Source organism: Streptomyces sp. NPDC059080, from assembly GCF_042739975.1.
Taxonomy (GTDB): domain Bacteria; phylum Actinomycetota; class Actinomycetes; order Streptomycetales; family Streptomycetaceae; genus Streptomyces; species Streptomyces benahoarensis.
This window is the reverse complement of record NZ_JBHYGX010000060.1, coordinates 1-14,447: the sequence shown is the minus strand read 5'-3', so window position 1 is coordinate 14,447 and position 14,447 is coordinate 1. Positions and strand designations below refer to the sequence as shown.

The 14,447-nt window shown below is 74.6% G+C and carries 10 protein-coding genes; 1 reads left to right on the top strand and 9 read right to left on the bottom strand.

Annotation, left to right across the window (positions count from 1 at the left end; all coding sequences use genetic code 11):
- Positions 1–143: 143 nt before the first annotated feature.
- The 9 genes from hflX to ACFWWQ_RS28230 form a co-directional block, all read right to left on the bottom strand.
- Positions 144–1,631 (bottom strand): GTPase HflX, encoded by a 1,488-nt coding sequence (gene hflX / locus ACFWWQ_RS28270; protein WP_384601928.1) that lies wholly within the window; start codon positions 1,629–1,631, stop codon positions 144–146.
- Between the two features lie 248 nt (positions 1,632–1,879).
- Entirely contained in the window at positions 1,880–3,421 is a 1,542-nt protein-coding gene (locus ACFWWQ_RS28265; RefSeq protein WP_384601927.1) for a M1 family metallopeptidase, read from the bottom strand.
- Positions 3,422–3,598: 177 nt separating this feature from the next.
- The gene (locus ACFWWQ_RS28260) at positions 3,599–6,025 is read right to left on the bottom strand and encodes a RelA/SpoT family protein (RefSeq protein WP_384601925.1); all 2,427 of its coding nucleotides are present in this window, start codon (positions 6,023–6,025) and stop codon (positions 3,599–3,601) included.
- 189 nt (positions 6,026–6,214) lie between these two features.
- Positions 6,215–7,090, bottom strand: coding sequence for a diaminopimelate epimerase (gene dapF / locus ACFWWQ_RS28255; protein ID WP_384601923.1), 876 nt, complete (start codon positions 7,088–7,090; stop codon positions 6,215–6,217).
- A 140-nt stretch (positions 7,091–7,230) separates the two neighbouring features.
- Positions 7,231–7,833 carry a hypothetical protein gene (locus ACFWWQ_RS28250; protein WP_384601921.1) on the bottom strand — a complete coding sequence of 201 codons (603 nt, stop codon included), beginning with the start codon at positions 7,831–7,833 and terminating at the stop codon, positions 7,231–7,233.
- Between the two features lie 101 nt (positions 7,834–7,934).
- Positions 7,935–8,873 carry a tRNA (adenosine(37)-N6)-dimethylallyltransferase MiaA gene (gene miaA, locus ACFWWQ_RS28245; RefSeq protein ID WP_384601919.1) on the bottom strand — a complete coding sequence of 313 codons (939 nt, stop codon included), beginning with the start codon at positions 8,871–8,873 and terminating at the stop codon, positions 7,935–7,937.
- A 134-nt stretch (positions 8,874–9,007) separates the two neighbouring features.
- On the bottom strand, positions 9,008–9,721 hold the full coding sequence (locus tag ACFWWQ_RS28240; RefSeq protein ID WP_384601917.1) for a class III extradiol dioxygenase subunit B-like domain-containing protein: 714 nt from the start codon (positions 9,719–9,721) through the stop codon (positions 9,008–9,010).
- Positions 9,722–9,817: 96 nt separating this feature from the next.
- The gene (gene miaB / locus ACFWWQ_RS28235; RefSeq protein WP_384601914.1) at positions 9,818–11,335 is read right to left on the bottom strand and encodes a tRNA (N6-isopentenyl adenosine(37)-C2)-methylthiotransferase MiaB; all 1,518 of its coding nucleotides are present in this window, start codon (positions 11,333–11,335) and stop codon (positions 9,818–9,820) included.
- A gap of 251 nt (positions 11,336–11,586) precedes the next feature.
- On the bottom strand, positions 11,587–13,026 hold the full coding sequence (locus tag ACFWWQ_RS28230) for an FG-GAP-like repeat-containing protein (RefSeq protein WP_384601911.1): 1,440 nt from the start codon (positions 13,024–13,026) through the stop codon (positions 11,587–11,589).
- A 354-nt stretch (positions 13,027–13,380) separates the two neighbouring features.
- Here ACFWWQ_RS28230 and ACFWWQ_RS28225 point away from each other — a divergent pair, with 354 nt between their 5' ends.
- Positions 13,381–14,406, top strand: coding sequence for a TAXI family TRAP transporter solute-binding subunit (locus tag ACFWWQ_RS28225; protein WP_384601909.1), 1,026 nt, complete (start codon positions 13,381–13,383; stop codon positions 14,404–14,406).
- The last annotated feature ends 41 nt before the right edge of the window (positions 14,407–14,447 follow it).

Below are 14,447 nucleotides of genomic sequence, written 5' to 3'. Positions count from 1 at the left end.
TGGGGCCGCGGGGCCGGCTCTGTGCACCCGGGGCGCCCCTCGGGGGGGGGGTGATGGCGTGGCCCGCCCGGCGCCTCCCCCCGCGGTTGTCGGCCGCGCCCCCGGGGGGGGCGCGCCCCTTCGGTGTGTCGTACCGGCGCGGGTCAGGCGGCGGGGACGAACGGCTGGAGCTCGGCGGCGAGTTCCTGATGGACGCGGGCCTTGAGGACCGTGCCGTCCGCGGTGTGCTCCTCCGAGATGACCTCGCCCTCGGCGTGCGCCCGGGAGACCAGAGCGCCTTGGGTGTAGGGCACCAGCGCCTCGATCTCGACCTCGGGCCGCGGGATTTCCTCGTCGAGCAGGTCCAGCAGCTCGGCCATGCCCTGGCCCGTACGGGCGGAGACCACGAGGGCGTGCTTCTCCTGGCGCAGCAGCCGCTGGAGGACCAGCGGGTCGGCGGCGTCCGCCTTGTTGACGACGACGATCTCGGGGACGTCGCCCGCGCCGACGTCGCGGAACACCTCGCGGACGGCGGCGAGCTGCTCCTCGGGCGCCGGGTGCGAGCCGTCGACGACGTGCAGGATCAGGTCGGAGTCGCCGACCTCCTCCATCGTGGAGCGGAACGCCTCGACGAGGTGGTGCGGCAGGTGCCGGACGAAGCCGACGGTGTCGGCGAGGGTGTAGAGCCGCCCGCTGGGTGTCTCTGCGCGCCGGACGGTCGGGTCCAGGGTGGCGAACAGGGCGTTCTCCACCAGGACACCGGCGCCGGTGAGGCGGTTGAGGAGCGAGGACTTCCCGGCGTTGGTGTACCCGGCGATGGCGACCGAGGGGACCTTGTTGCGTCGGCGTTCCTGACGCTTGATGTCCCGGCCGGTCTTCATCTCCGCGAGCTCCCGGCGCATCTTCGCCATCTTCTCGCGGATCCGGCGCCGGTCCGTCTCGATCTTGGTCTCACCGGGGCCACGGGTGGCCATACCGCCGCCCGCGGAACCGGAGCCACCGCCACCCATCTGCCGGGACAGCGACTGACCCCAGCCGCGCAGCCGGGGCAGCATGTACTGCATCTGCGCCAGCGAGACCTGCGCCTTGCCCTCCCGGGACTTGGCGTGCTGGGCAAAGATGTCGAGGATCAGCGCGGTGCGGTCGACCACCTTGACCTTGACGACGTCTTCGAGGTGGATCAGCTGGCCCGGGGAGAGCTCACCGTCGCAGACCACCGTGTCGGCGCCGGATTCGAGCACGATGTCGCGCAGCTCCAGGGCCTTGCCGGAGCCGATGTAGGTGGCCGGGTCGGGCTTGTCGCGGCGCTGGACGATGCCGTCGAGCACCAGGGCACCGGCCGTTTCGGCGAGGGCGGCCAGCTCGGCGAGGGAGTTCTCCGCATCGCTCGCGGTACCCGAGGTCCAGACGCCGATGAGCACCACGCGCTCCAGACGGAGCTGGCGGTACTCGACCTCGGTGACGTCTTCGAGCTCGGTGGACAGCCCGGCGACGCGGCGCAGTGCGGCCCGCTCCGACCTGTCGTACTGCTCGCCGTCACGTTCCTCGTCGATCGTGTGGCTCCAGGCGACGTCCTCTTCCATCAGGGCGTCGGCCCGAAGGCTCTCGGGGAGGCGCTGGCGGTCCGCAGGAAGGGAAGAGGAGGAGGTCATTTGATCCTTTGTGTCGTCGGGAAGTCCTCGGGAGGCCGTCCGGCCGCGCTGGGACTGTCGGTGGTGACAACGTCCGGGCCGCGCCGGAGATTCCCGGCCGCCGGAGTCGACCCGTCGATGGTCGCACGGGCGGTGGGGGCCGTCACGCGAGTTTCCCCGTGTTTCCGGCGATTCCCGGCGGACGGGCGCACACAGGGCGGTACGGCCGCGGGCCCGTCCCGCGCGCCGTGCACGGGGCGGGCCGTGCGTCACGTGGCGCGACGGGAGGTCCACCGCGGGTGGCCGGGCATCGGCGGGGTCTTCGCGTCGTACAGCCAGGCGTGCAGGAAGGCGGAGAGGTCGCGGCCGGAGACCTCGGAGGCGAGGGCGATGAAGTCGGCGGTGGAGGCGTTGCCGTCGTGGTACCGGGCGACCCAGGTGCGCTCCAGGCGGTCGAAGGCGGCCGGGCCGGTCTTCTGGCGCAGCGCGTACAGGACGAGGGCGCTGCCGTCGTAGACGACGGGGCGGAAGATGCTGATCTTCTGTCCGGCGACGGGCCGCTTCGGTGCGGCGGGCGGCCCGCCCTCGGCCCGCCAGCCGTCCGACTCGGTGTACGCGTGCCGCATCCGGTCCTCCAGGGAGGCGCGCTTCTTGCCGCCCTTCTCCTGGGCGTAGAGCGCCTCGTACCAGGTGGCGTGGGCCTCGTTGAACCAGAGATCGGACCAGCGGCGGGGGCTGACGCTGTCGCCGAACCACTGGTGGGCCAGTTCGTGCACCATCACCGACTCGACGTACCAGGAGGGCAGACGGTCCTCGGTGAAGAGGCCCTTCTCGAAGAGGGAGAGGGTCTGGGTCTCCAGCTCGAAGCCGGTGCGGGTGTCGGCGATGAGCAGCCCGTAGACCGGGAAGGGGAAGCGGCCGACCCGGCGCTCCATCCAGGCGAGCTGTTCCGGGGTGCGGGCGAGCCAGGGCTGCAGGGCGGTGCGGGCGGCGGCGGGCACCACGTCGCGTACCGGCAGGCCGTGCGGCCCCTGGCGGGTGAGGACGGCGGACTTCCCGAAGGAGACCTGGGCCAGTTCGGTGGCCACGGGGTGGACGGAGCGGAAGGTGCGGGTGGGGCGGGGCCCGTCATCGGCGCCCGGGACGGGCACGCCGCCGGCGATCGCCGTGACGCCGCGCGGCGCGGTGAGGTGGAAGGTGAGGTACGCCTTGTCGGAGGGGTGGTCGTTGCAGGGGAACACTCGGTGGGCGGCGTCGGCCTGGTTGGCCATGGCGAGGCCGTCGGGGGTGCGGATCCAGCCGCCGTCGGCGGCGCCCCGGGGGTCGCTGGTGTGGCGGACGACGATCCGCAGCGGCGCCCCCTCGGGCACCGGAACGGCGGGGGTGACCACGACGTCTTCACCGCGGCGCACGTGGCGGGCGGGCAGTCCGCCGACGGTGACGGAGGCAATGGTGCCGCGGGCGAAGTCGAGGTTGAGGTGGTCGAGCGCCGTGGTGGCGCGGGCGGTGATCGTGGTGACGGCGGAGAGCGGCCGGTCGTTGTGGCCGCTGTAGTCGAGGGCGATGTCGTACGCGAGGACGTCGTAGCCGGGGTTGCCGAGCTGGGGGAAGAGCCGGTCGCCGATACCCGCAGGTCCGGGGGCCGGCGGCGCGGCGGCCCCGAGGGCGGCGACGGCGGCCAGGGCGAGGGCGGTGGCGCATCGGGCGGTACGGCGGCCACGGGGCGCGGTGCACCGCCCGTCCCGGGAAGCGGGGTGCGGCCCGGAGCGCACGGTGTACGGAGGGCGCCGGAGGTACGGGGGAAGCAGCATGGGCTACGGCTACCGGCGCCACCCCTACCCCGGGGACGGCACTCCCCCACGGCACCCGAACGGGCGGTGGACGGCGCGCCGGGGCCCGTATACGCGGGCGTGCGGCGGGGGTGTGTTCGGTGGGCGCATGGGGCGCGTCCATGGGCGGGCGCGCCCCCACGCGGCGGCGCTGCCCCGTCAAGGCCGGGGCGCCGGGGCCCTGCGGGGCTTCCCGTCCCGGGTGACGTCGTAGACGCCCGGGACCTGGCGCATGGCGCGCAGCAGGGCGGGCAGCGCGGCGGCGTCGGGCAGCCGGAGCGTGTAGGTGTGGCGGACGCGCTGCTCGTAGGGGGGTTCGACGGCGGCGGCGACGACGGCGGCGCCCTGCACCGCGATGGCCTCGGTCAGGTCGGCGAGGAGGTGGGGGCGGCTGAACGCCTCGGCGCGGAGCGTGACCCGGCAGCCGTGTCCGGCCGGACCGGGGGCGTGCCAGCGCACTCCGACGGGATCCCGCCCGGTGGCGGCCATCCGGGCCACCACGGGGCACAGGGTACGGTGCACGGTGACATCGCCGCCCCGTGCGGCGAAGCCGGTGACCGGGTCGGGCGGCACGGGGGTACAGCAACCGGCAAGCCGGACGGCGGCGTCGGGCAGACCGTCCACGGCGAGGTCGTCGGGGATCCGGGCGGGGTCGGCTTCGCCCGGGGCTCCGGGGTCGGGGGCGTTGCCTGGGGCTGCCTCCCCTGTGGCCCCAGGGGTCACCTCCGGGGTGGCGGTACCGGTGTCCTTGAGGGCCTCGTCCGGAGTACCCGGCGCCGTGGGGCCCGCGGCGGGGCGGGCGGACGGCGCCCCGACGGCGGCGCGCCCCCCGGGGGCGCCCGCCACGGCATCGCGCGCCCGGCCCCCGTCCGCCCCCGGGACGGGCAGGGACGGCGCGTCCTCAACGGAAGCCACGCCGCCCGGGGCCGCCCCGTCCGGCGGCAAGGCGGCAGCCGGGGCGCCCTCACACGGCTCCCCGCCCCGCCCCGCCAGCCACCGGCCGATGGCGAGGCGGGCGGCGGGGGTGCGGGTGTGGTCGAGCCACTCCGGGGACGGTCCCGCGGCGGCGTCGGGCCCCAGCAGCAACTGAAGGCTGTCGCCGTCGCGCAGCACCGTGGAGAGGGTGGCCAGCCGGCCGTTGACCCGGGCGCCGATGCAGCGGTGCGCTTCCTCGCCGTGCAGGGCGTACGCGCCGTCCACACAGCTCGACCCGGCGGGCAGTCCCACGGGCCGGGCGCCCGCCGTCCGGCCGCCCGGGGCGGTGTCCCCGGTGCAGAAGACGGTGATCTCCCGGTCCTGGGCGAGATCGTCGCGGAGCGAGGACCAGAAGGTGTCCGAATCGGGCGTGGCGCGCTGCCACTCCAGGAGGCGGGAGAGCCACCCGGGGCGCGTCGGGTCGGCCCGCTCGCCGTCCGGGGTGTCGGCGCCCTCCACCGGGGCGTACGGATTGCCCAGGGCGATCACGCCGGCCTCCGCGACGTGGTGCATCTGATGGGTACGGATCAACGTTTCCGCGATCTCCCCCGCCTCGCCCGCCACGGCGGTGTGCAGCGACTGGTAGAGGTTGAACTTGGGGGCCGCGATGAAGTCCTTGAACTCCGAGATGACGGGCGTGAAGCAGGTGTGCAGCTCCCCCAGGACCGCGTAGCAGTCGGCATCCTCGGGGACCAGCACCAGGATCCGCCCGAGGTCGGCGCCGGTCAGCTCGCCGCGGGCCCGCCGTACCCGGTGCAGGGAGACGAGGTGCCGGGGCCGCAGCCGGACCTCCGCGTCGATCCCGGCGTCGGTCAGGACCGTACGCATCCGGGCGGCGAGCGCGGCGAGCGGATCGGGGCGGCCCGCGTGCGTGCGCAGCAGGCGGCGGGTGGCGGCGTACTCCTCCGGGTGCAGGATCGCGAAGACCAGGTCCTCCAGCTCGCTCTTGAGGGCCTGGACGCCGAGGCGTTCGGCGAGCGGGATGAGGACGTCGCGGGTGACCTTGGCGATCCGGACCTGTTTCTCCGGGCGCATCACGCCGAGGGTGCGCATGTTGTGCAGCCGGTCGGCGAGTTTGATGGACATCACCCGGACGTCGTGGCCGGTGGCGACGAGCATCTTGCGGAACGTCTCCGGTTCGGCGGCCGCACCGTAGTCGACCTTCTCCAGCTTGGTGACGCCGTCGACGAGATAGCGGACCTCGGCGCCGAACTCCGCCCGCACCTGATCAAGCGTCACCTCGGTGTCCTCGACGGTGTCGTGGAGCAGCGAGGCGGTCAACGTCGTGGTCTCGGCGCCGAGTTCGGCGAGAATGAGGGTCACCGCGAGCGGGTGGGTGATGTACGGTTCGCCGCTCTTCCGCATCTGGCCGCGGTGCGAGGACTCGGCCAGCGTGTACGCCTTGGCGAGGATCGCGAGATCGGCGTGCGGATGGTGGCCGCGGTGCACCTTGGCGACGTGCTCCAGCGCGTGGGGGAGACCGCCTCGCGGCGCCGGGCCGAGCAGTGCGGCCCGGCCGATGCGGCGCAGTCCGCGCAGCGCGGGCCGGGGCAGGCCACGGCGGCTCCGGCCCGTCTCCGGGTTTCCTGGGTTCGTGGCCTCTGCGCTCATGGGCACCTCCGGCAGCAAGTCGACCGGCGGTCAGGCGCCGTCGGTTGAGCGGCCGGGCCGGTGGTTGATGCTACCGAGCCCACCACGCACCGTTGCTCGCCCCCTCCCCCCTACGAAACGGATCACCCGTTCGAGCGAACTTCCCGACGACGGCCGTGTCTCGGGAGGGCGGCGGTGTGGCGGGGTACGTCAGGCGGTTCCCTCGGCGAGCCAGGCGGGGTCGAGAGTCCCCTCTGCAACGATCACGGCGGGTCCGGTCATCTCCACCGTGCCATCGGGCAGTTCGGTGATCTCCAGGGTGCCGCCGAGGACATCGACGGTGTACGTGACGGGGGTGCCGGTCAGCGCCGGGTCGGTGCCGTCACGGCGGGCGGTGGCGACGGCGACGGCGCACGCGCCGGTACCGCAGGAGCGGGTCTCACCGGAGCCTCGCTCGTGCACCCGCATGGCGACATGGCGCGGTCCGCGGTCGGCGACGAACTCGACGTTGACGCCCTCCGGGTAGACCGCGGCGGGCGCGACGCCCGGTGCGTCGAGCAGCGCACCGGCGTGCGTCAGGTCCTCGACGAACGCGACGGCGTGCGGGTTGCCCATGTTGACGTTCCGGGACGGCCAGGTGCGCTCACCGACGGTGATGTCGGCGCTGTCCTCGGGCAGCGCGGCGCGCCCCATGCCGACGGTGACGTCACCGGTCTTGGCGACGTGCACCCGGCGGATCCCGGCGCGGGTGGCGACGGCGAGGTCGCCGGCTTCGGCCAGTCCGGCGTGGAGGAGGTAGCGGGCGAAGACGCGGACGCCGTTGCCGCACATCTCGGCGACCGAGCCGTCGCCGTTGCGGTAGTCCATGAACCACTCGGCCTCGTCGGCCATCGCCCGCGCCTCGGGGTGGGCGGCGGCGCGCACGACGCGCAGCACTCCGTCGGCGCCGAGCCCGGCGCGCCGGTCGCAGATCCGGGCGACCGCGGCGGCGGTCAGGTCGAGACGGCCGTCCGGGTCCGGAACGATCACGAAGTCGTTCTCGGTGCCGTGGCCCTTGAGGAAGGCGATACGCGCTGCGGTGCTCACCCCTGAATCGTACGGGCCACGGGGGCGATCCGGCGCGCGGGGCGGGCGGGCACGGGGCGCGGACGGCGGGGGAGGCACGGGATGCGCAGGGGGCGCGACGCACGGGGCGTGCGCCCGGGTGAACCGGCCGCCCCGTCGGTTCAGCGGAGGCGGGTGACGCGCCAGATGGCGAGGGCCGCGGGGACGATCACCACGACGGTGTAGGCGAGCACCACGCGCCAGCTGGCTCGGCGGCCCGAGCCGCGCCCGGGCAGTCCCGGCCAGGTGTGGCCGACGCGGCGGGCCGCCATCATGCCCCAGCCCGCGGCGCAGCAGCACAGCAGCAGGCCGAGCATGGCGATGGGCGCGCCGCCGTCGCCGCCGAACTCGAAGGCGAGGGGGAAGGCGAACATCAGGGAGCCGACGGCGGCGAGCCCCACGACCGGCGCCAGCTGCCACAGCCGCAGTCGCCGCGGCGGGCGCAGCTCCCGGAACGACTCGCCGCCCTCGGCGGACGGCTCATCGGCCTCGGGCCCGTCGGAACCGTCCAGGGCGGGGCTGTGCGGGGCCTGGAGATCGGTGCCGTCCGGCTCCGGCAGGTCGTCGGCGTGCGGCTCGCGTCCGCCGGGGACGGCGTACGGGGCGGCGTCGGCGTCGGCGTCCCCTGGGTGCGGGGTCGGGGCGTCGGAGTCGCGCGGTGCCGTGCCGGTGCCGTGCCGGTCCGGATGCTGCGCTCCGTTACGAGGGCCGGCCTCCATTGCCACGCGCCCTCCCCACTACAGACTGCACGCTCGATCGACGGTTGATGATGACACGCGCTCAGAGGCGCTGATGACGGGCGGAGCGTCCCGATGCCATGACGTGATCAGGCTGTGACCGGTCGTTCGAGGAGGGCGAGGGCATGCCGGGGGAGTTCCGCGCGGTCGGCGTCGGCGCCGCTGAGCCAGTGGACCCGGGGATCGCGGCGGAACCACGCGTCCTGCCGCCGGGCGAACCGCTTCGTGGCCCGTACGGTCTCCTCCCGCGCCTCCGCTTCGGTGCACTCCCCCGCCAGGTGGGCGAGGACCTGCTGGTAGCCGAGGGCGCGGGAGGCGGTGCGGCCGTCGCGCAGGCCGGCGGCCTCCAGGGCGCGCACCTCGTCGACGAGGCCGTCCTCCCACATGTGGTCGACGCGACGGGCGATGCGGTCGTTCAGCTCCGGCCGCTCGACGCCGACACCGATCTGGAGGGTGTCGTAGACGGCTTCGTGGCCGGGGAGGTTGGCGGTGAAGGGGCGGCCGGTGATCTCGATGACCTCCAGGGCGCGCACGATGCGGCGGCCGTTGCCGGGCAGGATCGCGCGGGCGGCCTCCGGGTCGGCGGCGGTGAGCCGGGCGTGCAGGGCACCGCTGCCGTGCTCGGCCAGCTCGGCCTCCAGACGGGCGCGGACCTCCGGGTCGGTGCCGGGGAACTCCAGGGCGTCGAGGGCACCGCGTACGTACAGTCCGGAGCCGCCGACGAGGACGGGGGTACGGCCCTCGGCGAGCAGCCGGTCGATCTCGGCACGGGCCAGGCGCTGGTACTCGGCGACGTTGGCGGCGCGGGTGACGTCCCAGATGTCGAGGAGGCGGTGCGGCACGCCCCGCCGCTCGTCCTCGGTGAGCTTGGCGGTGCCGATGTCCATGCCGCGGTAGAGCTGCATGGAGTCGGCGTTGATCACCTCGCCGCCCAGGTGCGCGGCGAGCGCGACCCCCAGATCGGACTTCCCGGCCGCGGTGGGCCCGACGACGGCGATGACCCGCGGAGCGGGGACTGCGGTGTTCACACCGCCCAGTCTCCCAAACCTCCCGCGCGGCCCGGCCCCCGGCCCGGGCGGCACGGTCGCCGCACGGGGCCGCATGGGGCGGGCCGGTGGCGGCGCCGACCGGGGGCGCATGGGGCGGCGCCGCGCGCCCCGGGCTACGTCCAGCTGGCCACGAAGTAACCGACGCCGTACGGGGCCTCGTCGTAGTGCAGTGCGCCGTGGAGGGGGGTGCTCGCGCGGGCGGCGCCGGTGAGGAGCTGCCAGGGGGCGCGGCCGGTCGCCTTGAGGGACGCGGCCTCCTCGGGGTCGAGGGCAGCGAGGGTGTCGGTGTCGGCGGTGGCCAGGGCGCGGGCGAGCGTGGCGTCGAAGTCCGCGGCGCGGGCGTCGTGGTAGCCGGGCGCCTTGACCGTGCGGCAGGCGCTGCCGTCGCCCATCACCAGGAGCGCCACCCGGGGGGCCGACGCGGCGAGCTCGCGGCCCGCCTCCAGGCAGCGTTCCGGGGCGAGTGCCTCGTCCACGCCCAGGCCCTCCACGGGGGCGTCGACGGGGGCGGCATGGGCGAGCAGCCAGGCGCCGACGGACAGGGACGGCGGCAGCGGGCGCGCGGGCGGGTGCGGCGCGGTGCCCAGCCGGACCTCACTGTCCACGCCGAAGCCCAGGAACGAGCCGGTCGCGCCCTGCGGGTGCGGTCCCTGTCCGGCCCGGTCGGCGGGGCCGACGACGACCAGCCGGTCGGGGCGGGCGGCGGCGAGAGCGCCGACGGCCTCCCGGCAGGCGGCGCGGAGCGGTTCCAGCTCGGCGGCGGCGCCGGAGGCGACCTCGGGGACAAGCAGGGGCGGGCACGGGCACAGGGCGGCGGCTACGAGCATGCCAGGCAGCGTAGCCCGCGCCCCCTGGGCGGCCGAGGGCCGCCGCCCGCTCCGGCCCGAGGGCCGCGGTGCGCGGCAGCGCCCGGCCCCGTCCCCTCAGTCGCAGCCGCAGCCGCCCGTCGGCGCCGGGGTGGCAGCCGGGGCACCGAGGGTGGGCAGGCCCAGCATGACGCCGGCGGGCTTGGCGGCGGGGGCGGCGTTGCGGCGTTCCCAGGCGTCGCCCGCGGCGGTGCGGCGTACTGCGGAGACGGGGCCCTCGGCCAGGAGATGGTGCGGGGCGGCGTAGGTGATGCCGACGGTCACCGTGTCGCCGGGGCGGACCGCCTCATCGGGGCGGGTGAAATGGACGAGGCGGTTGTCGGGGGCGCGGCCGGAGAGGCGGCGGGTGGCGTCGTCCTTGCGGCCCTCGCCCTCGGCGACCATGACCTCCAGGGTGCGGCCGACCTGCTTCTTGTTCTCCTCCCAGGAGATCTCCTCCTGGAGGGCGACAAGACGCTCGTACCGCTCCTGGACGACCTCCTTGGGGATCTGGCCGTCCATCTCCGCCGCCGGGGTCCCGGGGCGCTTGGAGTACTGGAAGGTGAACGCCTGGGCGAAGCGGGACTCGCGGACCGTGTGCAGGGTCTGCACGAAGTCCTCCTCGGTCTCACCGGGGAAGCCGACGATGATGTCGGTGGAGAGCGCGGCGTCCGGCATGACGGCGCGGACCTTCTCGATGATGCCGAGGAAGCGCTCCTGCCGGTACGAGCGGCGCATCGCCTTCAGGACGCGGTCGGAGCCCGACTGGAGCGGCATGTGCAGCTGCGGCATGACGTTCGGGGTCTCGGCCATGGCGGCGATGACGTCGTCGGTGAAGTCGCGCGGGTGCGGGGAGGTGAAGCGGACCCGCTCCAGGCCCTCGATCTTCCCGCAGGCGCGCAGGAGCTTGCTGAACGCCTCGCGGTCGCCGATGTCGGAGCCGTAGGCGTTGACGTTCTGGCCGAGGAGGGTGATCTCGGAGACGCCCTCGGAGACCAGCGTCTCGATCTCGGCGAGGATGTCGCCGGGGCGGCGGTCCTTCTCCTTGCCGCGCAGCGCCGGGACGATGCAGAACGTGCAGGTGTTGTTGCAGCCGACGGAGATGGAGACCCACGCGGCGTACGCGCTCTCGCGGCGGGTCGGCAGTGTCGAGGGGAACGCCTCCAGGGACTCGGCGATCTCGACCTGCGCCTCCTCCTGGACGCGGGCGCGCTCCAGGAGGACCGGCAGCTTGCCGATGTTGTGCGTGCCGAAGACCACGTCGACCCACGGGGCCTTCCTGACGATGGTGTCGCGGTCCTTCTGGGCGAGGCAGCCGCCGACGGCGATCTGCATGCCGGGGCGGCCGGCCTTCTTGGGGGCGAGCTGGCCGAGGTTGCCGTAGAGGCGGTTGTCGGCGTTCTCACGGACCGCGCAGGTGTTGAAGACGACGACGTCGGCGCCGTCGGCGTCCTTGGGGGCGCGGACGTATCCGGCGTCCTCCAGGAGGCCCGACAGCCGTTCGGAGTCGTGGACGTTCATCTGGCACCCGTAGGTGCGGATCTCGTAGCTTCGCTCAACGCCCACGTCACAACTCCGGTCACTGCTGCTGGTCACCCCACAAGGGTAAGGGGGTGCGGGAAGCGGATCTCCCCCGGCGACGGGACGGGCCCCGTACGGTGCGCCGGGCGCATGGGGCGGCGGCGCGGGGCGGGTGCGATGGCGGGGCCGGTGCGGCCGTGCCGCGCGGTGACGCACGCCCCATGCGGGAGCCCGGTGCCCCGCCCCACGCGGACTGTCCCACACCCTCCGGACACCCCACCGGCCCCCACCCGCGTACAGGCAGGGGCCGGTGCGCACGGGGCGTGTCAGCTCTCGTCGAGCCCCCAGAGGGGCGACGGCGTCGAGCCGTTGAAGGCGTCGCCGAAGAGGGCGGGGTGCGTCGGGGCGCCGACGTCGGCGGGGGCGAAGGACGTCACGCCGCCGTGGGCCGGATCGGCGGACGGCACGGACCAGACGGCGCCGTGCCGGTCGTTCTCACCGGGCGCGGAGACCGCCAGATCGGCGTGGCCGTCGCCGTTGGTGTCCAGCAGCCGTACCCCGGCGCCGAACAGGTCGCCCGCCTCGGCGACGCCGGGAACACCGGGGCTGTCCTGGCTGAAGGCGGCCGCGCCGGTGCCGGTCAGCCCCTTCGCGGAGCCCTTGAGCAGCACCACCGAACCGGCCTTGGCCTTGGTGCCGACGGCCTTGCCGGGCACACCGACGGCCAGCTCGTCGCGGCCGTCGCCGTCGGTGTCACCCGCGGTGAGGGACGCGCCGAACACGTCGCCCTCCTCGTTGGCGCCGGGCACACCGGGCGTGGCCTGGGTGAACGTGTCGGTGCGGCTGCCGAGGCCGGAGGCGGTGCCGTAACGGACCTTGACGGTGCCGGAGTCGGTCCAGGGACCCTCGATGACGCCGTCGGGGGCCTCGCGCCAGGCGAGGTCCGCGCGGCCGTCGCCGTTGAAGTCGCCCATGGTGGCGGGGAGCGCCTCCGGGCCGTTGTCGGACTGCTTGGTCAGCCCCTTCGGACCGCCGAGGAGGACGGCTCCGGGGCGGGCCGACTCCTCCATGGAGCGGGCGACGAACACGTCGTCGGCGCCGTCGCCGTTGAGGTCGCCCGCGGCCAGGGACAGCACCTCGGAGTCGCCGTCGGCGACCGACACGGTCTGCTCGTGGGCGGCCTTGCCGTCCCGGGTGAACGGGCCCTGGAGCAGCTTGGCCTGCTTCTCCTGCCCGTAGGCGGTGGTGAAGAGGTCCTGGTGACCGTCGCCATTGAAGTCGCCGCCCGCGATGTGGCGGGCGTGGTTCAGGGTGACGGCGCCCTCGCCGCTCAGGCCCTTGCCCTTGGTGCCCCACAGGGCGAGCAGGGTGTCCTCTTGCCCGGCCACGACGACGGCGAGGTCGGTGACCCCGTCGCCGTCGAGGTCACGGGCGACGAGTGCGTCACCGAACCGGCCCTCGACGGACGGGATGCCGGGCGTCTTGGCGTCGATGACGGTACGGGTCGCCGGGTCCAGCCCGTGCGCGGAGCCGTAGACCACGGCGATGTACCCGGGGCTGTCGCCCGTCGCGGGGGCGCCGACGGCCAGGTCGTTGTAGCCGTCGCCGTTGAAGTCCTCCTTCAGCACCGTCTTCTTGACGGCTGTCCGGGGGGTGCTGACGGGATCGCTGCCGCCGGACGTGACGGCGCCCGCGGTGACGGCGAGCGCCCCCACGACGACGGCTCCCACGCCCGTGGCTATCGCTCCCCTGGTGCGCTTGCGCACTCGGCCTCCTGAGATCAGTGGTTCGCGTATTCCCTACGCCTGCCTTCGTACGGTGTCCGGGCCCGCCGGGCACCGCCCCCGTCCCCCTCCGAGGGGGATGCCGTCCCGCGTTCCGTGGCCGGTGGCGCGCCCCGGAGAAGTGGAAGGTCACCTACGGGGACTCCGGCAGGACCCCTGCCGGTTGCACTTCCGTTGCCTCGTGATTGCTCCGTGATTGCCTTGTGATTGCCCTTTGCCTGTAAGGGCGTTGGGGAACGGGGCGCCCGGCAGCGCCCGGCGGGCGGGGCGCGCGCGCCGTGGCCGGTGGGCCCGTACCCCTCCCCCTTCCGGACACGCCCTGGCAGGATTCCGGTCATGTTTCCGGCGATCCCGTCGCTCTCCGCACTCCCCCGCCGCCTGGCCGGGGCCCTGCGCCGCCCGCTGTCCGCCACGCTCTGCGCCGTGGCGGCGCTCGCGCTGCTCGCCTGGTGGCTGCTGCCCCTGGGCGGTGCCCCGTCCCCCCGGGGCACCGTGACGCTGGCGACAGGCGTCCCGACCGGGGTGTACGCGCGCTACGGCGAACTGATGCGGCAGGACCTCGCCCGGGACATGCCGCAGCTGGATGTCCGGCTGACGCGCAGCGAGGGGTCGATCGACAATCTGCGGCAACTCACCTCCGGGCGAGCGGAGTTCACCATCGCGACGGCCGATGCGGTCGCCGCGTACCAGGAGCGCGGCGAGGCGGGCGCGCGCTCACTGCGGGCCTGTGCCCGGCTCTACGACGACTACCTGCAGCTGGTCGTGCCGGAGGGGTCGCGGGTGCGCTCCGCGAAGGATCTGCGCGGGCTGCGGGTGGGCGTGGGCGCCGACAGTTCGGGCGTCCAGCTGATCACCCGGCGGCTGCTGGCGGCGGCGGGCCTGGACTTCGCCCGCGACATCCACCCGGTGCGCGTCGGCATCGACACCATGCCGGCGCTGCTGCGCCACGGAAAGCTGGACGCGTTCTTCTGGTCGGGCGGGCTGCCGACCACCGCGGTGCAGCACCTGGAGGCCCGCTTCCCGGTCCGGCTGGTGCAACTCGGGGATCTGGCGGCGGCGTTGCACCGTCAGGGCGGGCAGGCCCGCTACTACCGGGAGGCCGTGATGCCGGCCGACGCCTATCCGCGGGCACAGCACGGGCAGGGCGTGAAGACGATCGCGGTGGCCAACCTGCTGGTCACCACCGACCGGGAGGACGCGGCGCTGACCGAGGCGATGACCCGGACGGTGATACGGAGCCGGGACGCGATCGGCGAGGAGGTGCACGCCGCGCAGAAGGTGGACCTGCGGACCGCGGTCTTCACCGATCCGCTGGCGCTGCACCGGGGCGCGCGGCGCTACTACGTGTCCGAGAAGCCCTGAAACGGCGCGGCCCGGCACCCGGCCCTGAAGGGGTGCCGGGC